The sequence below is a fragment of the Actinomycetospora sp. NBRC 106375 genome (genome assembly GCF_030269665.1).
In the GTDB taxonomy this organism is placed as follows: Bacteria; Actinomycetota; Actinomycetes; order Mycobacteriales; family Pseudonocardiaceae; genus Actinomycetospora.
In genome coordinates, this window is the sequence record NZ_BSTS01000013.1 from 117,318 (window position 1) to 138,370 (window position 21,053).

The following is a 21,053-nucleotide window of genomic DNA, read 5'->3' on the forward strand; positions in this document are numbered from 1 at the left end:
ACCGTCGGGAGGATCCGCGCAGACCCGACCGACCCGGCGCGTGGAGAGCCCGTATCGCCGCTGGCCGGCCCGCCGGTCGGGGGAACCGACACAGCGGGTCCGGTGGACGGCAGGAGCGCTGCGGGTCCGGCCTCCCGGGGGCCGGCAGCGTCCCCGGCTGAGCGGCGTCCGGATGGGCGCCCCGCGGTCGGGACGGAACCTCGTGCGCCGGGGTCGAGGATCGTGGAGGAGGCGGACGAGTCCGCGGCGCGGGACGGCGGCACCGGACCGACGAGCGGGTGGGGGTCGGGTCACGAGGGCGCGGGATCGGCGGCGTCGCCGAAGGCCGCGAGCGGAGGCAGCGACCCGGCGCGCGGCCCGTCCGATCAGCCTCCTGCGGCCGGAGGCCCCGTGGCGTACCTCCCGAGGCCGCGAGCGGACGCGCGCCCCGCGCTCGGGACGCGATCTCCCGCGCACGCGCCAGCGGTCGCGCAGGAGGCGGACGGGCCTGCGGGGAACGGCGACGTCGGGCCGACGGTCGCTCAGGAGGCGGACGGGCCCGCAGGGAACGGCGACGTCGGGCTGACGCGCGCGCCGGTCGGGGGGCAGGGCTCCGCGGGTCCGGCACCGGGCGTGGGTGCGTCGGGGTCGGGTCACGAGGACGCGGAGACGGCAGCGTGGCCGAGGGCCGCGAGCGGAGTCACCGCGGCACGGCCACACCGCACCGCCGCTCCGGGGCAGGCGCCACACAGGCCGGGCGGGCCCACCCGCGGCCGCGATCCGGGGCGCGGCGGCGTCGAGGCTTCGCCGCGCGCAGGACCCGGCCGGGTACGTCCGGTCCGGCATCAGGACGACCTGGCCGCGATGCCCGACGGCGCGATCCTCGGCCGTCTCCTGCCGGCCCTGCGCGAGGCAGGCGTGCTGGAGCTCGACGAACCGGCGGTGGTCCACCCGTCCCCGGGGCCCCGTCCGGATCCTCCCGCCGGTGGGGCGGCCGTCCTCGTCACGACACCCGAGCCCTCAGCGGCCGACCCGGGCGACACGTCCGCGCGGGGAGCGAGCGACGTGCACGTCCACATCGGGCGGGTCGAGGTGGTCCGCGCCGCCGCACATCCCGCAGCCGGGCCGCCCGCGGCTCCCGTGCGGCCCACCCACCCGCCCGCGGTCGCTCCGCCCGCGCGGGCCGCGCCGGGGGTCGACCACGCCGACTACCTCGTCCGGCGCCAGGAGCGGCGGTGAGCAACGACCTCGCCGTCGCCGCGGCCACCGCCGTCCTGCGCGTCCTGCTGGAGCGTGCGCTCCAGCTCCGGACGCCGCCGCCGCTGGCGGGCGCCCGGGTCACCACCAGGCGGCCCGACCGCGTCACAGGCGACGCCCCGGGTGTGAACCTCTTCCTCTACGCCCTCACGCCCAACCCGGGCTGGCAGGGCAGCGACCTCCCGACCCGGAACGGTGACGGAACGCTGCTGCAGCGACCGCTGGCCGCGCTCGATCTGCACTACCTGGTGCACGCCTACGGCGACGACGACGCCCTCGACGGGCATCGGTTGCTCGCCCGGGTGGCGTCCGCCCTACACGCCGACCCGGTGCTGCGCCCGTCCTTCGTCGCGTCGGTGCTGGAGGACCTGGACGACGTGCCCCCGCTCGACTACCTGAGCGGCGCCGACCTCGCCGACCAGGTGGAGCTGGTCCGCGTGACGCCCCGCGTGCTCTCGCTCGACGAGATGACCAAGCTCTGGTCGGCGTGCCAGGCGCCCCTCGCGCCCTCGCTCGTCTACACCGCCTCGGTCGTGCTCGTCGAGGCCGATCGGCGACCGCACGTGGCGCGGCCGGTGCGCCGGCGGACCGTGACGGTCGCGCCCGGGACCTCGCCGCGGCTCACGGCGGTCCGCGTCGAGGGGACCGCCGGGGGCACCGCCGTCCTCGACGGCACGGACCTCGCCGGGCCGAGCACCCGGGTGCGCATCGGGCCGACGACCCTCACCCCCGCCGAGTCGACCCCGACACGGCTCGAGGTCCCGCTCGCGGATGCGGTGCCGATCGGGGTGCACGCGGTCCAGGTCCGGCATCTCGAGAAGCCGCCGGCCGACGGCGACCGGCCACGGGTGGCGGCCGAGTCGAACGCCCTGCCGGCGACGGTCCGCCCCCACGTCGTCCTCGGTCCGGTCGCCGCCGGCGGCGTCGAGCTGCGGGTCTCCCCGCCGGTGGAGCGGGGGCAACGGCTCGAGGTGTGGCTCTCGGCGATCGTCGACGCCACCGGTGCTCTGGGGGCGAGCGTGGCCGTGCGACCGGCCCCGGCGACCCCCAGGGCGTCGGCATCGGTGTCCCGCTTCACGCTGGACCTGGCCGGCGTGGCGCCCGGTCCCTGGTGGGTCCGGGTGCGGGTCGACGGCCTCGAGAGCCAGGAGAGCGTCGAGTCCGTCGACGACCCCGGCGCTCCGGTCCTGACGGTGCCTGCCCCGTGAGCAGCGACGCGGCCGAGGACCCGCGCGTCTGCCTCGCTGCCGAGCTCGGGGTGCTCCGGGCCCGGCTGCGGACGCTCGCACGGGCCGCGTCGCCCGCGGAGGCGGACGACGCGGACGCCGCTGACGACGCGGATGACGCCGGGGACGCCGGGGACGCCGGGGACGCGGAGGACGTCGAGATCGCGGACGCTCGGGCCGCTCTGACCGCCGCCGAGGGACGTCGGCGTGGTCCCGGTCCGCTGGACCTGCTCGCGGAGGGCTTCGGGCTCAGCGGTTTCGAGCGCGCGGTGCTCCTCCTCGCCGCCGGGCCCGAGCTCGTCGCCGCGGTGCGCGACGAGCTCGAGGCGGTCTCCGGACGCGCCCAGCCCTCGTTCGGTCTGGCGCTGCGCCTGCTCCCGGACGCGCACTGGGACGCCGTGACGCCGGTGGCCCCGCTGCGGCGGTGGCGACTGCTGCGCCTGACCGAGCCCGCGTTTCCCACGCACAGCCCGCTGGTCGTCGAGGAGCGTGTGCTGCACCACCTGGTCGGTGCCGGTCACCTCGACGCGGATCTCGCCGCGCTGACGCGTGCGGTCGCCGGGCCCGCATGGCTTCCCGGTCTGCTCGACGCCGCGGCCGGCGAGGTGGCCCGGACGTGGCGCCGGGAACGGACGGTGCTGCTGCACGGCCCGCAGCCACCGAACCGGGAGGCCGTCGCGGCGCGTGCCGCTGTGCGCTCGGGTCTGCGCCTGCGGTGGATGGGCGCGGAGGACATCCCCGCCGATCCGGCGGCGCGCGACGGCCTCATGAGGCTGATGGAGCGCGAGACGGTGCTCGACGGGTGCGCGTGGGCGGTCCACCTCGCCCGCGCGGAGGACATCCACTGGGTGCCGCGGGCGTTTCGCACCCTCGACGCGCCGCTCGTGCTGCTCGGCGACGGGCTCGAGGTCCCGCCGGCCGCAGCGGCACACGTGGTGCCGGTGGCCGTGCCCCGTCTAGACCGTGGGCAGCGCCGCGCGCTCTGGGCGCGGACGCTGGGGCGCTGGGACGTCGGCGAGGACGTGGTGTCCACCGAGGAGCGCGACCGGGCCGCCGACGTCTTCGACCTCGACCTCGAGGCTGTCGAGGACGCCGCGGCGGACCTCGCCCTCCCGGCCGCCGCGACAAACCCGGGGAACGGACGCGGCGAGGCCCGGGGGGACGCGAGGCACGACCGGCTCTGGTCGGCCTGCCGTCGCGCCGGCCGCGGGTCGTTCGCGGGTTGGGCTCGGGTCGTCGTCCCCCGTGCCGGCTGGGACGACCTCGTGCTGGCCGAGCCACAGCGCGCCCAGCTCCGAGCCCTGGTCGCGGCGCTGCGCCATCGCCACACCGTCCTCGACGACTGGGGGTTCGGCGCCCGCACGCGTGGGCTCGGCACCACCGCGCTCTTCACCGGTCCCAGCGGGACCGGCAAGACCCTCGCGGGAGAGGTGGTGGCCGGAGCCGTGGGGCTCGACCTCGTCCAGGTCGACCTGAGCCAGGTGCTGAGCAAGTACATCGGGGAGACCGAGAAGAACCTCGCCCGCCTGTTCGACGCCGCGGAGGACGCCGCGGCCGTACTGCTCTTCGACGAGGCGGACGCGCTGTTCGGGCGGCGCAGCGAGGTCCGCGACAGCCACGACCGCTACGCCAACCTCGAGGTCGGCTACCTGCTGCAGCGCATGGAGGAGTTCCGCGGGCTGGCCGTGCTGACCACGAACGACCGCGCCGCCCTGGACCCGGCGTTCCTGCGGCGCCTGCACGTCGTGGTCACCTTCCCCTACCCGGACCTCCCCACCCGTCGCGAGCTCTGGCGCGTCGGGGTGCCCCCGACCGTGCCCACCCACGACGTCGACCCCGATCGCCTCGCCGAGATCGACCTACCGGGCGGTGGCATCGCGGCGGCGGCGCTCACGGCGGCCTACCTCGCCGCCGAGGACGGCGGCCCGATGCGTGCCGAGCACCTACGGCGCGCCACCCGGTGGGAGCTCGCGAAGTCCGGTCGCGTGAGCCCGCCGCTCCCCGGTGGCCGGAGGGTGCCGTGACGGCATCCCGTGACACGGCCGGACCCCGCCCGGCGCCCTCGCCGAGCCACGTGGCTCCCGACCGCGCGGCGCCGGCCCTGGTCTCCGCGCTGGCGCGGGACGGTGGGGGCCACCCGCTGCCTCCAGCGGTCCGGGACCGGATGACCCGCCGCCTCGGCCACGACTTCAGCACGGTCCGGGTGCACGCCGACACGGCTGCGGCGGGCGTGGCCCGACGGCTGGACGCGAACGCAGCGACCCTGGGCGAGGACGTCGTGTTCGACGCCGGCCGGTACGACCCCGCAAGCCCCGCCGGCGACCGCCTTCTGGGGCACGAGCTGGCCCATGTCGTGGCCCAGCGTCACGGGTTCGAGGTCGGACGGGTCCAGCTCGATGGACCGCGCACCCCGGCCGACATCCAGCGCGAGTTCGAGCAGGACCGAGAGCTCGCGGCGCAGGCACCGCCCTGGTGGCTCAGCCTGCTCGGGCCGGCGTACGTCTTGGCGTGGTACCGCAATCCCGCGTTACGTGTCCGGCATCCGCTGCTCCGCGCCCAGGCCGATCTGACCACGCGCGGCGCCGCGGCCGCCGGGGCCGGGACCTCCGCCACCGTGGCGGCCGTGACGGGCGTCGCGGCCGGGGCGACGACCCTGCTCGTCGCCGGTCTCTCGCTGCCGATCGTCATGGGGATCGCCGTCGAGGCCGTGGTCGGCTCGGCCACGCTCGCTCCCGCCGTCGCGCTGGTCCTCAGCCATCCGATCGCGGCGACCGAGATCGGGTTGTTCGTCGCCGGGCAGACCATGCAGGTCGTCGCCGCAGGCGGACTGCGGGCCTACCTCGACCAGATCACCACGACCGAGGGCCTGGTCAACCTCGGGTTCGACATCGCCTTCCACGCCCAGGCGATCGGTCCGTCCGGGGGTGCGCCGGAGACCCTGCGTCCGCGTGGCCGGGGCCGGCTCGTCGCGCCGGGCACGCTCGAGGTCACCGTGACCGAGACCCCGGTGAGCGGGCCACCCCGCCCGCCGAAGACCCCGACGCCGGCGACGGGCACGGCCGCGTCGAAGGACTTCCGGGGCCACGCCGAGGCTCACGGCGCACCCGCCCGCCCCACGGCGAAGCCGGCGGCGACCACGCCTTCCGCCCGCGGCACCCTCAACAAGGTGGCCACCGGCGACAAGGCCGAGCGGACCTGGCAACAGCGCAGCGGGGCGGTGGATCTGAACACGTACCAGGCGAAGTTCCCGGCCCTCGACACCGCGAGCGGGACCGAGCTGACCCAGGTGAAGGCGTACGGCCCACCGGACCCCGCCCGCCGCTACGTGAACGACCTCCACGACCTGGCGACCGACCCTGGCATCGGTGCCGGGGCGGTCAAGGCCGTCGGGGCCCTCGAGCGCGCCGGGGCGAAGGCGCAGGCCAAGGGCGGCTCGCTCGCGCTCCCCCCGGAGTACGCGAAGGACCCGGAGGGCTACATCCGGCAGCAGACCGTGTTCCGGATCCCCGACGACCACGTCGAGGCGACCCGCAACCTCATCGTCGGCCAGGTCACGGCCTCGCCAACCCACCAGAACTTCGGTCTCCCCGCACCCCTGTCGCCCGAGGCCGCCCGGGCCTACGCCGCGCAACGGGTCAAGGGACTGGGCGCGAAGTACGACGACGTCGCGGTCTACAACCCACCCGACGCCCGATGATCGCCGCCACCGTCAGGAGATCACGGCTCCGTGTCCGCGTGAGCGGGTCACTCGGGCAGCCTCAGCCGCAACGCCCGCTGGTGCACCTCCTCGACCATCGCCTCGCCGGCGTCGTAGGCGGACTCCTCGGCCGCGATGCGCACCCCGTTGACGACCTCCACCCGGACGAACTGCGCCACACGGACCCGCGGGGCGCTCCCGGCGAGGGCCTCGGTGGCTGCCCCCTCGGCGAAGCTGATCACGCCTCCACGGGCCGCGGCCACCCCGAGGCCCGCGGTCAGGATCGCGACGCAGACGTCGACGGGATCGACCAGCGGCGCCCGCAGCGGCAGATCGCCCAGCGCCCGGTTCATCACGACGGCGCCCTCGCGCGACACGACGGTCAGGGTCGCCCCGCTCTCCGCGACGTAGTGCGTGATCCGCTTGGTCGCCGGGTGCCGTCCCACCCGGAACGCGGAGGCCGGCACCGTGACCCCGCCGACGGCGACCGGGAGCCCGCGGTGCAGCCGGCTCTCGAAGTAGGTCGCGGGTTCCGGCGGCGCCAGCGGATCGAAACCCAGCGCTCGGCGTGCCTCGTCGGCCCGCTTCTGGTCGTCCTCCGTGAGCCGGACCGACCGGCTCTCGGCGAAGTGGATGCCTTCGTAGTAGTCGATCTGGGCGCGGCATTCGGTGAGGAACGAGCGGACGTAGGTGACGTACTCCGCCGTGCCCGGGAGGAGGTGGTTCCGCGCGATGTCGGCGTCGAGCTGCGTGTAGAAGCGGTCCCAGACGTCGCGGATCCGGGAGTTGTGCAGTTGCCGGCGGCCCTCCTGCTCGGGCTGGATGCCCCTCATGTTGGCCAGCGAGTTCAGCTCCGAGGCGGTGAACGCACCCGGATAGCGGTCGAGGACCTGCAGCTCGATGCCGTGGTGCACCTGCCCGCCCTGGGGGACGCCGAGACGCCTGGCGTGGTCCGGCTGGAGGCGGTCGAACTCCGCGCGGGCGGCGGTCGACGCCGCGTTCGAGGGCAGCCGGCCGGGCCGTGGGCGGATCGGAGGCCCCGGTGGCCCGGTGTACTCCTCGATGCCGGACTCGTCGGCGCGCGCCGGCGTCCCCGGCGCGAGGTGCTCGTGCACGGTGACGGGCTCCCCGCGCAGGACCACGTGCGCGGCGCGGTCCGCCTCCCGCTCGGAGGCCTCGGACGCCTCGGAGGACTCGGAGACCTGGGTCGCGGGCCCCGACCGCTGGGCCACGTGGGTGAGCTCATGGGCCAGGAGCCAGGGCCCGCCGGGCGCCGTGACCGGGCGGTCCAGCACGACCTCGTGTCCGACGGTGAACGCCGCCGCCCCGACGGCCCGGGTCGCCCGACGGGCGCTCGCGTCGGCATGGACCCGCACCGCGCCGAAGTCGTGCCCCAGCAGTTCCGCCATCGCCCTCTGCACCTTCTCGTCGAGCGGGTGCCCGGGCTCGAGCGGCGACGGCGGTTCGTGGATTCGCGCGGGGTGGACATCTCGGCGTCGTTGTTCCGCGCGGCGCGGTCCGCTTTCGTGCACAGAGAACCTCCCGGCTCCCGCCCAGAATGCCACGGCACCGATCCAACCGGGGGTCCGCGTCGTGCACCCGCCTTCATTGCGGGCCCGAGAAGTACGTCCACCCCGAGAGCGTGAGGAGCTCGTCGATGCGGCAGGTTCTCCCGGACGGTGCCACGCCCCAATTCATCGGCGCCCGCAGCACGAGTCACGCGGTGTCGTTCGATGAGAGCGTCGCCGCGGCGAGGACGATCGTCGTGCGGATCGTGGCCGCCCGCGAGCCGGGTGAGAGGGCCGACCCTCCACAGCCCGGGGTCGTGCTGCAGGCCGGCTCCGGAACGCCCACCGAGGTCGGCGCCTTCCCGCTGGCGACGCCGATCCCCGACGGGAGCGGCTTCCCCGTCGGGTCGGCGAGTACCCGACCAGAGGCGAACGGCATGCAGCTCGTCGTGATCAACCTCGAGCAGACGGGCGCCACGTGGGGCTTGCAGCTGCGCAACGACGACGACCGCCGGCGGCGGTTCACGTGGACCGTGGCGGGAACCGACGAGGACGCGCGCGCACCGTGGATCGACCTGCCGCGAGAGCTGCGCTTCTCCTCCCATCTCGCCCCGGGTATGACGGTCGAGGAGGACCTGCCCGTGGCCAATCTCGGGTCCGCACCGTTGACGATCGAGGATCCGCCCGACCGCCTCGTCGGCCAGTGGTTCTCGGTCGTCGCGACACCGGGCGTGCTCGGGCCGAACTCGGAGGGGTCGATCCGCATCCGTCATCGCGTGCCCCAGGACACCATCACTGCTCGCTACGAGCCCGAGTGCGACGACACGCTCGCGGCAGCGCGAGGTCGCGGCACCGTCGCGCTCCGCGGAGGTGCCATGCAGTTCCCGCTCAAGAACGTTCCCTGACGTCGGGCCTCGCGACGCGCGTCGCGACCCGTCACCCGTCACCTGTCACCCGTCGGAGGTGGGTCCCTTGGAGCCTCAGGTCTTCCCGGACGATGCTTCGCCGCTCTCGGTCGCCGCCGGGGGCTCGAGCCCGTTCGTGGGCTTCGAGGAGTCGGTCGGGATCGATCGGCAGATGTTCCTCCGCCTCGTCGTCGTGAACGACGTCATCACGACGACGGACGACCCACCACCGCGCATCCTGCTGCGGGCGGGCACGGGCCTGCCCGTCGCCCCGACGACGTTCCCCGTGTCGGCGGCCATCACCGACGCGGCAGGCAGCGTGGTCGCGTCGGCCACCCGCATCGACGAAGGGCAGGGCATCCATCTCGTTCGCGTGGAGCTCGATCAGCTCGGCTCGAGCTGGCACGTCCAGATCGGGAACGACGGGCCGTTCACGCGGCGCTACACGTGGGTCGTCGCCGCCACCGACGACGACGCCCGCCAGCCGTGGATCGACGTGCCGCCGTGGGTGCGCTTCCCGGACGACGACGACCTCGATGGCTGGGTCCCGGCGGGAGGAATCAGCGACCGCATCGTGGAGGTGGCGAACCTTGGGTCGGCCGATCTGGTGCTCGAGGACGAGGCGGGGTTGACGATCGGCACGTACTTCCAGTTGCGGACGGCTGTGCCGGTGGTTCCCGCGAACGCGGGAGCGACGATCACGATCCGGTTCCGGGCGCCCGATCCGCCTGTCGCGATCCCGGACGCGACCTACTACGCGCCCCGATGCAACGATCGACACAAGGAGCAGCACCGTACGGAGGTCGTCCTGTCGGCGGCCACGGATCCTCCGGAGACCGGCCCGCCCGCCGGGTCGGTGCTGGGCGGCTGCTCCCACCTCGCACATCCCTGGGACGATCCGTGCCTCGCATACATCGACGAGGACTCCGGCATCTGCGCGCGTCCCAACTGTCGGCACGACCGGTTCTTCCACCTCTACTGGCCCTCGGAGGAATGAGGACGACGTCCTCAGCGCACGCGGCTCAAACGCAGGAACGACCCGGCGTGGACCGTGGTCGGGGTGTTCTCGGCGCTTCTCTGCGCCCACTGCAGCGCGAGGTCCACGTCGAAGCCCCCGGAGTCGAGGGTGCCGAGGAGCTGGATGACCCCTCGATGTCCCGCGACGTTGTTGCCGGCCGCCTCGAACGGGAACGCGTCGCCGAAGTCGCGGTTCGGTACGTCGGTGTTCGCGGACAGATATTTGACGGACAGTCGTGACCTGGCGCTGCCGTTGTGGACCAACTTTCCCTTCCAGTTCGCCGTGGGCGTGCTCGAGTACACGATGAGCGCATCCACGATGAAGATGCCGCTGGCGACGGTCTCCCCGACCCGGAAGCTCAGCGCGGTGTCGTCCTGGAGGGAACTCGTGTTCGATCGGGTCTCGTCGGAGTCCTTGTAGCGGATGGTGGTCGGGTTGTCGGTGTCGCTCACGAGACGTCCTTTCCCAGGATTCAGCGGACTCTGATGAGACGGAGGAACGACCCGGCGTGCACCGTCGTCGGAGTGTTCTCGTCGCTTCTCTGCGACCACTGCAGCATGAGGTCCACCCCGAAACCGCCGGAATCGAGAGTGCCGAGGACCTGGATGACTCCTCGCTGGCCGGGAACGTTGCCGGCGGCTTCGAACTGGGTCCCGTTGCCGAAGTCGCGGTTCGGCGACTCGGTGTTCGCGGCCAGGTACTTGACGGACAGCCGTGACGTGGCGCTGCCGTTGTGGATCAGCCGTCCCTTCCACGCGGCGGTGGTCGTGGTCGTGTACACGATGAGTCCGTCGATGACGAAGATGCCGGCGGTGACGGGGTCGCCGGTCCTGAAAGTCAGGGCCGCGTCGTCGTTGATCACGTGTCCGTTCGACCGGGACTCATCGGCCGTCTTGTAGCGGATGGAGATGAGATTCGCCCACCTCACACGGTTCCCGTCGGAACCGACCATCAGCATGTCGCCGTTGTTGCCGACGGGGAGGCGTGCCGGGGTCCCGGCGCTGCTGGCGACGTAGAGGTCGCCGGTGGCGGTGAGGGTGGACTTGTCGACCTTGCTGCTCAGGTCGAGCGTGGACCACTTCACGCCCGGCCCGGCGGTGTTCGGGTCGGCGGTGAGGACCTGGTTCTGGGTGCCGAGGCCCAGGCGGGTGGGGCTGTTGGCGTTGTCGGCGACATAGAGGTCGCCCCGGGTGGTGAGCGTGGACTTGTCGACCTTGGCGTCGAGGTTGACGGCGGCCCATCTGACGCGCGGGCCGGCGGTGGCGTTGGGGTCGGCGGTGAGGACCTGGTTCGGAGTACCGACGGGGAGGCGTGCGGGGGTCCCGGCGCTGCTGGCGACGTAGAGGTCGCCGGTGGCGGTGAGCGTGGACTTGTCGACCTTGCCGCTCTGGTCCACGGTCGCCCACTTGACGCCGGGGCCGGTGGCGGCGTTGGGGTCGGCGGTGAGGACCTGGTTCTGGGCGCCGAGGCCGAGCCGGACGGGGTCGCCGTCGCCCTGGGCGACGTAGAGGTCACCCCTCTTGGTGAGGATCTTCTTGAGCGCCGTGAGCCTCGCGTCGAGCTCGGCGATCTCCCGCTCGATCTGGTCGACGGTGATCGCTTTGCGGCCGGTCACCGTGAGGGGGATGCCGGTGCCGTCGTCGAGCCGGATATCGAGGGTCTGGGTGCTGTCTGCGGTGGTGGCGGGGTTCAGCGTCCACTGCGCGGAGATCGTCCCGTCCGCTCCGGTGACCCCCGGATTCGTCCCGCCGGCGACGGCCACCGTCGCGCCGGCGCCGGCGGTGAACCGCACGCGGACCCCGCGCACCGGCAGCCCACCGCGATGGGCGGCGACCCGGATCGGTTGGGGGAGGGGCGTGTTGGCCGGGGCCTCCTGCGCGTCACCGCCGACGACCGAGAGGGTCAGCGCGTCGGGCAACGGCGGGGCGAGGCGACGCAGGTCGGTCCGAACGGTCCACTTCCCGTCGGCGCTCCTCCTGAGCAGGGCCAGCTCGGCGACCTGGTGGGAGGGGCCGTCCGGTGTCCGGGGGAGCGGACGGTCCTGGTCGTCCTTGGGCCAGAGGATGGTGCCGGGCAGGTCGGCGAGACCGTAGGCCAGGCGGACGGCGCGGGCCGGGATCAACCAGTAGTCACCGACGCGGTACGTCCCGCCCGGGAAGGCGACCTCGATCCCCGACTCCAGCGGGGCGGCGCCGTCGTCCACCGTGCCCCGGCCGTCCCACCGACGCACGATCGGTCCGGCCCCGAGCTCGGTCAGTGGTGGGGTCGGCGGCTCGCCGAGCCAGGTGAGTGGCAGTTGCAGGCGGTCCGGGGCCCCGACCGTGGCGAGGAACCCCGGGAGCCCGTCCAGCGCCCGGTCGGCGCTCGTGACCTCGACGAGGTCGTCCTGGCGGATCGACAGCTCCTCGTCCCGGCCGGCGCGGTCGATCCGCAGGGTCCACGGGTCGTGCGCCGCGCCCGGTGTCAGTTCGAGCACCCGGGCGGTGACGCTGCCGTTCTCGCGCGACCACAGGTACTGCGCCGACGTCGTGCGGTCGTCGTGGATCTGGACGCGGTAGAGCTGGTTCTCCAGCCGCGTGTAGCGCCCGGACGCGGGCGACCCGTCCAGGGGGTCGACCGGGCCGGGGGTCAACGACGCGGTCATCGTGCCGCGCGTCGGGCTGGCGATCGGCGTCGGCAGCGTCGTGACGTCGGCGTCGACCTTCGCGGTCCGCACCCGCCAGACGGTGCGGGTGCGGGTCGTGGTGTCGGGCCCGCCGAGCGCCGGCTCGAGCAGGGTGGGGTCCTCGTCGGGGGTGACGTGGTGCACCCAGGTGTCGAGGTAGAGCAGGTGGTCGCCGCTCGGCCCGGGCTCGGTGAGCTCGAGGTCCGTGGCGAGGGTCGCGGCGTCGCCCAGGAAGCACCGGCTCCCGTCGACGTAGTACGCGCCGGCCCCGAGGCGAAGTGACGACCACGCCACCCCGGACGCGGAGGCGCCGCCGACCGCGAAGCCGGCGTCGCCGGCGAAGCCACCGTGCCGACCGAGCAGATCGCAGCTGCGGATCTCGTCCCGGCGGGCGCTGATCTCGGCCTGCTCGTTCCAGTCGGCGTCGAGCAGGACGCGACCCTGCTGCAGGAGGACCGCGCGGTCGTCGCGGGTCTCGTCGAAGGTGAACCGGCTGAAGTCGCCGTGCATCATCCGCTCCCGAAGATCCCGAGCTCGCGCCCGACGGGCAGGTAGGGGGCCAGCGCCCGGACCGCCGCGGCTCGGCGCAGGGGTCGGCGGAGGTGGTGGTGCACGCCCATCTCGGCGCCGTCCTCGCCGCCGAGCCGGATCGGGTCGGGGCAGGTGCTCGCGAGCGCGAGGTGATCCGGCGCGCCCGGGCGGGTCGACGCGTAGACGGGTGCCGGTGCGTCCGTCCCGGCCTGCGGGGGCACACACCGGAAGCGCCGGGGCGTGAGGGCGTCGGGCCGGGTCCAGGTGAAGCGCAGCCCCCCGCTCTGACGGTGGGCCACCGCGAGGTCGGCGTCGAGCAGGCAGCTGCTGGCCTCCAGCGAGCGCGCGGCGAGCGATCCACGCACCGTGACCCCGTCGAGCGTCGCGTGGGCCCCGAGCGCGGTCGCCGCACCGTCGACGATCGTGTCGGTGACGGCGAGGGAGGGCACGGTGGGGGCGAGCGCGAGGTCACCGAGCGCGCTGCGCACGCCGCGCACGCGGAGATCCCCGTTCGCTCCGGCGGAGCCGGCCTCGACGACCACGTGCCCCACGACCGTGGTCTGCGCGAGGGTCAGCGCCCCGAGCTCGCCCGGCGCGACGACGACCCGGCCCTCGATCAGCAGGCCGTCGAGGACCACGCTGGCGCCCGGACCTCCCGTGACGATGACGTCGCCGCGCAGGTGCGGGCGCAGGCCCACCGGCAGGTAGGTGCCGGGGGAGTCGCTCCCGAGCGGTCGCGCCGCGGCCACGATGACGACGCGTCCCCCGTGCGGCACGGTCACCCGCACGTCGCCGACGTGGGTCGCGTTGTCCCCGACGGACACGACGACGGTCTCATCGGACCGTGGCCGAGCGGTGGCCAGTGCCTGCGAGATCGACGTCGTGGGGGCCCGCGCCGCCGCCTGGGCGACGGGCTCCGGATGCCCGTCGTAACGATCCGTCGCGAGCACCGAGGAGTGCACCACGGACCGGTCCCAGGGACCCGCACCCACCTCGGCCGTCGAGGCGATCGAGTAGCGCACGGCCACGACGCGCCCGTCGTCCGGGTGCAGGGCGAGGCGACCCGTGACGGGGTCGAGGACGGCCTGCACCGGCGGCGCGCCGGTCCCCGTGACCAGGTCCTCCAGCCCCGCCACCCGCAGGGCCTCGGGCGCCAACGGCGGGTCGTCGCCCACGCGAACCCCGACCGGGAGCCTCGCCGGATCGCTGCCGCCGGCCCGGGTGGACTCGAGCAACGCGTGCAGGCGATGCGGGTCCAGCGGCGTGGCCGGGTCCGTGCCGTCGTCGGAGCGCGGGACGAACAGCGGGACCGCCCGCCCGAGCGGGTCCACGGTCCGACCGGAGGGCGAGGTCCCGGCGTCGGCCCAGCCGCGTTCCCCGATCTCGTCGACGCGCAGCGGGTGCAGATGCACCCCCACGGCGGCCAGCCCGTAGCGACCGCGCCGCGAGCCGATGCGGCGGACCTCGACGGTGTGAGCGAGCGGGTCGAGTCCCGGGAGCAGGCTCGACGCGGCCGCGGCGTCCTGTGCGGCGAGGCGCAACGGGTCCGGGTCGCGCACCGAGGCCGTCGCGGGCCGGTCCGGACGGACGTAGTCGAGGGCGGTACTGGTGACGAGGCGTTGGTGGTACTCGACGGCGCGCGCCGGCCACCCGGTGACGTCCGCGGCGACCCGCCCGAGGACGGCCGCCGTGCCCTTGCGCCGCCGGTAGGCGATGGTGTTGGCGACCAGGGCGCGCCGGCTGGTGCCCGGCCCGAGATCCCCCGGCAGCTCCTCAAGCCCGACCAGGTCAGCGAGGTAGGGCAGCAGCCACTCCGCACAGGTCTCGACGAACCATCCGTCGTACAACTCCTCGAGATCGTTCTCGAGGATCGCGAGCTCGTCGGCGACGGCGGTGAGCAGCGCCCGGAGCACGCCTCCGCCCTCGACGTCGCGAGCGCGGACGTACGCGGGCAGGCGCGCGAGCACACGGTCCACGGGGGTCGAGGTCGTCACAGGAGGCCCCCGAACGTCACGTCCCGGTCGAGGACGAGCACCTGCGCGGGCCGGACCTCCCCGTCCTCCCACCGGGCCGTCTGCGCCTCGAGGACGTCGACGCCGCCGGGCCGAGGGCGCGGAGCCCCGGCCCGGACGGCCTCCGCCCGCTCGTCCCTCGTCAACCGGGGCAGACGGGCGGCGAGGATGCCGGGCACCGCGCGCACGATGACGAGGGCCCGGGCCGCGGTCACCGGTGTCGCCGGGGCCCAGCGCCCCTGCCCGAAGGCACCGTCCAACGCGTCGGTCACGGCGGTCTCGACGTCCTCGCGGCGGAAGGCCGGGTCCGTGGCCATCTCGACCTGCACCCCGAACGCGAGGACGTCGATCCGCTGGAGGAGCAGGGGCGTCGTCGGGTCGCGCACCGCGTCCAGTGCTCGGCGCAGGTCGACGAGGAGGGCATCGCTCACGGGGCGCCCACCCGTGCCGAGCAGGCCGAGCGTCACCACGTCCTGGGTGCCGTCCCACACCGTCGCGGCCGTCGCCGCCTGCACACCGGCGAAGACCCGCGCGCTGTCGGCGTGGTCGTCGACGGACACCACCCGCTCCAACGTGCGGACGCGCACCGGTGCGGTCGCGCGTACCTCATCTGAGGTCTCCCGCGGGGCCGCGTCGACGCTGATCGACGGGTTGGTCACTGCGCGGATGCCCCAGGGGCGCCGCACGAGCATGGCGACCTGGCCCGGCACGACGTCGCCGTCGGGACCGATGCCCACCCGGTAGGTGGCGGTGACGTTCTCCTGGCCGGTGGGCAGGCGCGCCCCGTGGTTCCCGTCCCCGAACGCGACGGTCGCCGTGCCGTCCTGCTCGCGTACGGCGTAGACGTGCGCGTCGCCGACGACGTCGGCCAGCGACTCGACCTCGGTCCACGCGACGTCATCGACCCGGACCTCGAGCGAGCTGCGGATCCCGGTCGCGGTGGACGCCCGGACGTGCGTCAGGGGCGCGCGGCGCAGGAGGAACTCCTGGTGGTCGGCACGGCCATCGCCACCCCCGAGGACCTGCGTGACGGTCTCGCCGTGGGTGGCGGGGACGACGTTGGCCAGCACCGTCAGCCCGCGTGGGTCGTAGCGCTCCTGCAGCGGCGGGTCGACTGCGACGGCCATCACGCCGGGCCTCGCGCTGTCGGCCGAGCAGGACACGACCCGGGTGGTCTCGGCCTGCGGCGGCGGGAGCGCGGCGTCGGGCGTGCCCGGCCTCGGGGGAGCGACGCCGACCGGGTAGCCGGTGACGACCACCAGCCGTCCCGGGGGCAGCAGCGGAGCCGTGGCGGCGAGGCCGAGGTCCCGACCGGTCACGGGTGCGGTGAGCGGTCGCCGCGCCGCCGGCAGCGCCCGGGAGCCGGCGTGGACCACGGCACCTCGACGCTCCGGCGCCGTGAAGGTTCCGACATCGCCCTCCGGCGTGATGCGGGTGATTCGGCTCCCGATGCGGGTGATCTGGGTCCCGACGACCTCGCCCGCCACGGTGTCGGCGTGGACGTCCCGCACCGTGCGGACCACGACCCGCCCGCCGACCTCGACGGCGACCACGCCGGACGGAAGGATCTCCGGGTGGTCGCCGTCGACGTCGAGGGTGGCCCCCTCCTCGTGGGCGTCCGGGGCGGACGCCGACGCGTTCCACCCGAACAGGTACGACCGGGTCGTGAAGGCGTGCACGGGCGGCGACGGTGCGCCCGCCGAGGTCGTCACAGCTCCGCGACGAGCCAGGTCCAGCCGCGTCCACCCGACCCGCCCGTCCGGGTTCTCGCCGACCGCGGTGACCACCCACAGCGACCCCGCGTCCCCGGTGCCGACCGCGACGGCGTCACCGGCCCGCAGTCCCGGAGCGGTCCCCTCGACCCAGAGCGTGCCTGTGGCACCGGACGGGGCGGGCTGGACTTCCCCGCTCCCGACGGGGATCGCGTTCCACGCCGCGTGGGCGGTGAGGTCGAACGTGGTCTCGAACACCTGCGGGGACTGACCCGGCCCGGGGACGGTCTGCACCGGCGTCGCCCGGGGGACGTCGACCTCCGAGGGAGAGCCGGCCGTGTCGTCCACGGTGAACGCGAGGCCGACCTGGGCCGCGACGCCCGGCCGGAGCTCGTGGCCGAGGGTCCGCCCGAGCTCCCGCAGCGACGCCGGCTCGGTCGCGGTGCGCAGGTATCCCTCGTCGGCGATCCGCTCGCTGTAGAACGAGACGACGTCGGCCACCGTCGCCCACGCGTCGAGCAGGGCGATCGCGGGATCGTCGCTCGCGTGCCCGGACAGCGCCCGCACCGCCAGTGGCTGGTCCTCGGCCCCCAGGCGTGCTCGCATCCGGGCCAGCGACACCGGGTGGGCGGCGACCCGGCGGTCCAGCGCAGCGCGACCCGGGGGGTTGGTGATCGACGGCGGCTCCGGGGACCGTGGCGCCGTCACACGCCACCCCACAGCACGAACTCGACGCGACCGTTCTCGGGGCGGGTCGGGTCGCTGTCGGCGCGGATGACCTCCCGGGCGCCCACGTCGATCCGGTCCGACGGCGCGGTGGGAGTGGCGCCCCAGCGGCGGAACCGTGGTCGCGGCGGATTGTCGAGGGCCGTACGCCCGCGTTCGGGCGGGTGCTCGGGGTCGTCACGGACCTCGACCCAGTCGACGCCGGTCACCGCCATCGCGGCGAGGACGACGTCGACGGCCGGCAAGGGTTGGCCGAAGGTGAACCGGGCGGGATCGAAGAACCCACCGGCGTGGGCGGCGAACGCGTCGGCGAGCAGCGCGTGCGCCTGCGCACGGGGGAAGCCCGGACGCACGTGCACCCACATGACGATCTCGACGGGCACCGGCACCGGCGTCGACAGCGCGACGTCGACCCCCGCCATCCGCCGGGCCTCCAGATCGCGTGCCACGCTCGACCAGATCGCCGGCGTCTCGCTCTGCTCGCCGTCGACGTCGAGGGTGACGTCGACGACGTACCACGAACCGGTCCAGCGGCGGCGGGCCACGGCGCGGGAGACGCCGGGATGGTCCTGGGCGGCCGCGGCGTGATCGGACTCGGTGACGGCCCGCTGTTGCGTCCGGAACGCCCGCGCCGCCCGCTCGCGGGCGTCCGCGAGCGGTTCCGGGTCGGTGCCGCCGCGAGCGGGCAGGGGATTGGTCACCCGGAGCCGGGTCCACGACCGGGCCGTCGTCCGTGCCTGCGTCACGGTCGAGGCGAGGATCGTGGTCAGGACGCCGGCCGCGACGTTGCCCGCGGCGCCGCCTCCCACCCGGTACGTGGCGTGCAGGGCGGTCCCGGGGTCCGGCCGACGGCCGGACACCCCGTCGCCGAAGCGCAAGCGGCACGTGCCGTCGGTCTCGGGCTCGACGACGACGCCGGCCGCGCCGGGGCCGACGTCGAGCAGGTCCGGGCGGGGTGTCCAGACGCGGGTGCCGTCGTCGACGAGCAGCGCCGGCGCGGCCCGGTACGGGTCCGGGGTCAGCGCGTCGGCCGCGGCGGGGCTGCCGGCCTGCGCGACGCTGCTCGACGGTGCGGCCCCGGGGGGGTCGACCCAGGCGAGATCGGGGCGGGCCAGCCGGGGGAGGACGGCGCCCGTTAACGGGACCCGCTCGGGGACCAGCGCCTCCGGGCCCGTCCGTGCTCCGTGATCGGCGAGCACGACGTTGGCGAGCGCGACCGCGGCCAGGCGCGGCCGGCCGTCGGCGCCGCGTCGCGCGACCACCAGCGCAGCGGGCAGGGCGTCGTCCCGTCCCCAGCGCACCTCCAGGACCGTCACCGGCCCGTCGGCGAGGCGATCGACGTGCACGACGGGGTCGGCGACCAGGCGCACGGCGTGCCGAGCATTCGGGTCGCCGTCCTCGGCCACCCCGGTCGCCCCGAGCGCGGCCAGGACGAGCACGTCACCCGCGCGCAGCCCCGGGTCCGCCGGCCCGGGAGCGAGGAACGCCGAGGTCGTCCCGGGAGGCAGGACGTGTTCCGGATCCCCCCACGAGTGCAACGGCAGCGCGTTGCGCGCCCGGCGCACCGTCACCGGGGCGCAGGTCTCGAAGACCGTGCCACCGTCGGCGACGACGTCGGCCACCGAGGGCGGGAGGCCCGGCTCGGAGCGGGGACCCGTCGGCGGTCCGTCGGCCACCGCGACACCGGGCGGCAGGTCGATCACGTCGGCGCCGACCTTGTCGGCGTCGTCGTCGTCGGTGTCGGTGTCGCCGACCGTGAAGGCGAGCCATGTCCGCGCCGCGCAGCCCTCGTGCACCCGGTAGTCGAGCAGCCGCGCGTGTCGTCGCACCGAGGCCCGCCGCCGCGCCGAGCCCAGGTACGCCTCGGCGGCGACCGAATCTTGCCAGATCGCGAGCCGATCGCCGAGCCCGGCGAAGAGCTCGAGCACCGTGACGAGCGGGTCCGCGGGGCTGCGGTCCTGCCAGTCCGGGAGCTGGCTGACCATCCGGTCGACGAGCCGGGTCCGTAGCGCGTCGGCGTCGCGAGCCAGATAGTCCGCGGCGGGAGACGGCACGGGAGGGGTCGACGGCGGTGACGTCCGGTCGTCGAGCGACGCGGGGAGGTCGACGGTGAAGGAGAAGGTCGCCCGCGCCAGCGGTGGGTCGAAGGCGGGCGGATCGCTCCGGCCGACCGGGGCGCGCAGCACCAGGACGTAGGTGGACCAGTCCCCGGCCGACGAGGTGCGCACCACCAGGACCCGGGGACGGTCCTGCCGCGCGACGGTGCGCTCGACGAGGGCGCGGTCGGCGGCGGTGGGGACGGGCCCGCTCCCGCCGGTCGCGAGGCGATCGGCCCGCCGGGCCCACCGCACGCGGACGGGGTTCACCCGCGGGTCGACCCGCACACCACCGACGATCGCCACGCCGTCGGCCCCCAGCGCATCGGGCACCGGACCCCGGACCAGCCAGACCAGGAGGGTCCGGCGCGGCGGGACGCCGGCCACGGTGTCGGGGCGGCCGGGCAGGTTGGACAGGACCTCGACCCGGTCGACGCCGAGCAGGTCCGGGGCGTCGGCGGCGGCCAGCATCGCGCGCCGCGTCTCGCGGTCCACCCCCATGGCGAGCGCGTCGTCCTCCACCGCGGTCACGAGGCGCTGCCCGTCACGACGTCGCGGCGCACCGTGACCGTCCGTGAGGCGCCGGGGCCGCCGGCACCGTCCAGCGGCGTGTAGCTCACCCGCACGTCCAGGCGGGAGTCCGCGGAGTCCACGGTGACCTCCTCGATCCGGACCAGGTCACCGAGCCACTGCTGCAGGCTGCCGTGCACGAGCGCCCGCGCGCTGCGGGACAGCTCGTCGTCGGCCGGCGCGAACACCAGGCGGTCGAGCCCACCGCCGAACTCGGGGCGGTGCAGCCGCTCGCCGGGCCGGGTGAACAGGACGGCCTCGACCAGCCCGCGCAGGTAGCTCTCGACATCGAGGCTCGTGGTGCGGCCGCGCCGGTCGAGACACCACGGGAAGCCGAGGTGCAGCGGTCGGCGGCTCACGTGGCGACCACCCGCGGCTGGGCGGTCATGACGACGGGCGGGGTGCCGTTCGGGACGCAGGTCCCGCTCCCGCCCTGCACCACGAGGGGTTGGTTCGTCGACCGGACGCGCAGCGTGCCCATCGTCCAGACCGCGCTCACGCAGGGCGGCGGGGCAGCGGGGGGCGGTGGCAGGGTGCACCCCGCCACCGTCCACGGCGTCGGGAGCAGGATCGCCGGGCTGCCCGCGACCCGGACCCGAGGGTTCGGCACGGTGGCCCGCGCCTGGCCGCCGTGGGTGCACACCACCGCCGAGGTCGTCGTCACCAGCGGCGCCGGCATCAGGTCACCACCAGGGCATCCTTGTTGATGGCGACCTGCTTGCCGTCAAGCACGATGCTCGAGGCCCCGACGGACAGCTCGATCCCGTCGGAGGTCATCGACAGGGTCAGCGGCAGGGGCGCCGTCGGCGACGCGACCCGCACGGTCAGACCCTCGGCGCCCGGCAGGTCGCTCAAGGTGATCGTCACGCTCTCGGACTTCCACACCTTGGCCGTGGGCAGACCCCGGGCCGGCGCCTGGTTCGCCTCCCACCGTCCGCCCGCGAGGATCGGGTAGTCGGGGTCGCCCCCCTCGAACTCCACCCACACCGCCGCCCCGCGTGGGGGCACGGTGTGGAAGCCCTGGTCCGGCCCGGCGTGGGGGACGCACGGCTCTGCCCAGCTCAGGCGGCCCTCGCCCAGCACCCGGGGGACCGAGACCTGCACACGGGCCCGCCCCTGCGGGTCTACGTCGTTCTCCACCCGACCGCGAT

The 21,053-nt window shown here is 75.0% G+C and carries 15 protein-coding genes; 6 read left to right on the forward strand and 9 right to left on the reverse strand.

The window, feature by feature from the left end:
- The first annotated feature begins 843 nt into the window (after window positions 1–843).
- Genes QSK03_RS21875 through QSK03_RS21890 form a run of 4 tightly spaced genes read left to right on the forward strand, consistent with a single transcriptional unit; the run spans window position 844 to window position 6,159 of the window.
- The gene (locus QSK03_RS21875; RefSeq protein ID WP_285656635.1) at window positions 844–1,218 is read left to right on the forward strand and encodes a hypothetical protein; all 375 of its coding nucleotides are present in this window, start codon (window positions 844–846) and stop codon (window positions 1,216–1,218) included.
- Window positions 1,215–2,444 carry a Pvc16 family protein gene (locus QSK03_RS21880; RefSeq protein ID WP_285656640.1) on the forward strand — a complete coding sequence of 410 codons (1,230 nt, stop codon included), beginning with the start codon at window positions 1,215–1,217 and terminating at the stop codon, window positions 2,442–2,444. Before QSK03_RS21875 ends, QSK03_RS21880 begins: the two co-directional genes overlap by 4 nt.
- A complete protein-coding gene (locus tag QSK03_RS21885; protein WP_285656643.1) occupies window positions 2,441–4,486 on the forward strand; it encodes an AAA family ATPase in 2,046 nt (681 codons plus the stop codon). The genes QSK03_RS21880 and QSK03_RS21885 overlap by 4 nt, the downstream gene beginning before the upstream one ends.
- A complete protein-coding gene (locus QSK03_RS21890; protein ID WP_285656646.1) occupies window positions 4,483–6,159 on the forward strand; it encodes an eCIS core domain-containing protein in 1,677 nt (558 codons plus the stop codon). The genes QSK03_RS21885 and QSK03_RS21890 overlap by 4 nt, the downstream gene beginning before the upstream one ends.
- 47 nt (window positions 6,160–6,206) lie before the next feature.
- On the opposite strand, the gene QSK03_RS21895 is transcribed toward QSK03_RS21890, so the two are convergent.
- Window positions 6,207–7,724, reverse strand: a complete 1,518-nt coding sequence (locus QSK03_RS21895) for an eCIS core domain-containing protein (RefSeq protein WP_352232025.1) — start codon at window positions 7,722–7,724, stop codon at window positions 6,207–6,209.
- 92 nt (window positions 7,725–7,816) lie between these two features.
- Between QSK03_RS21895 and QSK03_RS21900 the strand changes: the two genes are divergently transcribed.
- On the forward strand, window positions 7,817–8,572 hold the full coding sequence (locus QSK03_RS21900) for a hypothetical protein (RefSeq protein WP_285656656.1): 756 nt from the start codon (window positions 7,817–7,819) through the stop codon (window positions 8,570–8,572).
- 67 nt (window positions 8,573–8,639) lie between these two features.
- Window positions 8,640–9,569 carry a hypothetical protein gene (locus QSK03_RS21905; protein ID WP_285656660.1) on the forward strand — a complete coding sequence of 310 codons (930 nt, stop codon included), beginning with the start codon at window positions 8,640–8,642 and terminating at the stop codon, window positions 9,567–9,569.
- Window positions 9,570–9,580: 11 nt separating this feature from the next.
- Here the strand turns inward: QSK03_RS21905 and QSK03_RS21910 are convergent, their stop codons facing one another.
- From QSK03_RS21910 to QSK03_RS21945, 8 genes are read right to left on the reverse strand one after another with little or no spacing between them, the layout of a single operon-like run.
- Window positions 9,581–10,042 (reverse strand): hypothetical protein, encoded by a 462-nt coding sequence (locus QSK03_RS21910; protein WP_285656662.1) that lies wholly within the window; start codon window positions 10,040–10,042, stop codon window positions 9,581–9,583.
- A 20-nt stretch (window positions 10,043–10,062) separates the two neighbouring features.
- Window positions 10,063–12,765: a DUF6519 domain-containing protein gene (locus QSK03_RS21915; protein WP_285656663.1), complete on the reverse strand. Its 2,703-nt coding sequence runs from the start codon at window positions 12,763–12,765 to the stop codon at window positions 10,063–10,065.
- Window positions 12,765–14,762, reverse strand: coding sequence for a phage tail protein (locus QSK03_RS21920; RefSeq protein WP_285656666.1), 1,998 nt, complete (start codon window positions 14,760–14,762; stop codon window positions 12,765–12,767). The genes QSK03_RS21915 and QSK03_RS21920 overlap by 1 nt, the downstream gene beginning before the upstream one ends.
- Before the next feature lie 14 nt (window positions 14,763–14,776).
- Window positions 14,777–17,218 (reverse strand): baseplate J/gp47 family protein, encoded by a 2,442-nt coding sequence (locus QSK03_RS21925; protein WP_285656668.1) that lies wholly within the window; start codon window positions 17,216–17,218, stop codon window positions 14,777–14,779.
- Complete coding sequence (locus QSK03_RS21930; protein WP_285656671.1) at window positions 17,215–19,863, reverse strand: baseplate J/gp47 family protein; 2,649 nt, start codon at window positions 19,861–19,863, stop codon at window positions 17,215–17,217. The genes QSK03_RS21925 and QSK03_RS21930 overlap by 4 nt, the downstream gene beginning before the upstream one ends.
- A complete protein-coding gene (locus QSK03_RS21935) occupies window positions 19,860–20,261 on the reverse strand; it encodes a GPW/gp25 family protein (protein ID WP_285656673.1) in 402 nt (133 codons plus the stop codon). The genes QSK03_RS21930 and QSK03_RS21935 overlap by 4 nt, the downstream gene beginning before the upstream one ends.
- Window positions 20,258–20,581, reverse strand: a complete 324-nt coding sequence (locus tag QSK03_RS21940; protein ID WP_285656675.1) for a hypothetical protein — start codon at window positions 20,579–20,581, stop codon at window positions 20,258–20,260. Before QSK03_RS21940 ends, QSK03_RS21935 begins: the two co-directional genes overlap by 4 nt.
- On the reverse strand, window positions 20,581–21,042 hold the full coding sequence (locus tag QSK03_RS21945; RefSeq protein ID WP_285656678.1) for a phage baseplate assembly protein V: 462 nt from the start codon (window positions 21,040–21,042) through the stop codon (window positions 20,581–20,583). The genes QSK03_RS21940 and QSK03_RS21945 overlap by 1 nt, the downstream gene beginning before the upstream one ends.
- Window positions 21,043–21,053: the final 11 nt, after the last annotated feature.

Excerpts from the sequence above, each read along its gene's own strand:
- QSK03_RS21900 (WP_285656656.1), top strand. The coding sequence starts at position 7,817 with ATGCGGCAGGTTCTCCCGGACGGTGCCACGCCCCAATTCATCGGCGCC.
- QSK03_RS21875 (WP_285656635.1), top strand. The coding sequence starts at position 844 with ATGCCCGACGGCGCGATCCTCGGCCGTCTCCTGCCGGCCCTGCGCGAG.
- QSK03_RS21940 (WP_285656675.1), bottom strand. The coding sequence starts at position 20,581 with ATGCCGGCGCCGCTGGTGACGACGACCTCGGCGGTGGTGTGCACCCAC.
- QSK03_RS21915 (WP_285656663.1), bottom strand. The coding sequence starts at position 12,765 with ATGCACGGCGACTTCAGCCGGTTCACCTTCGACGAGACCCGCGACGAC.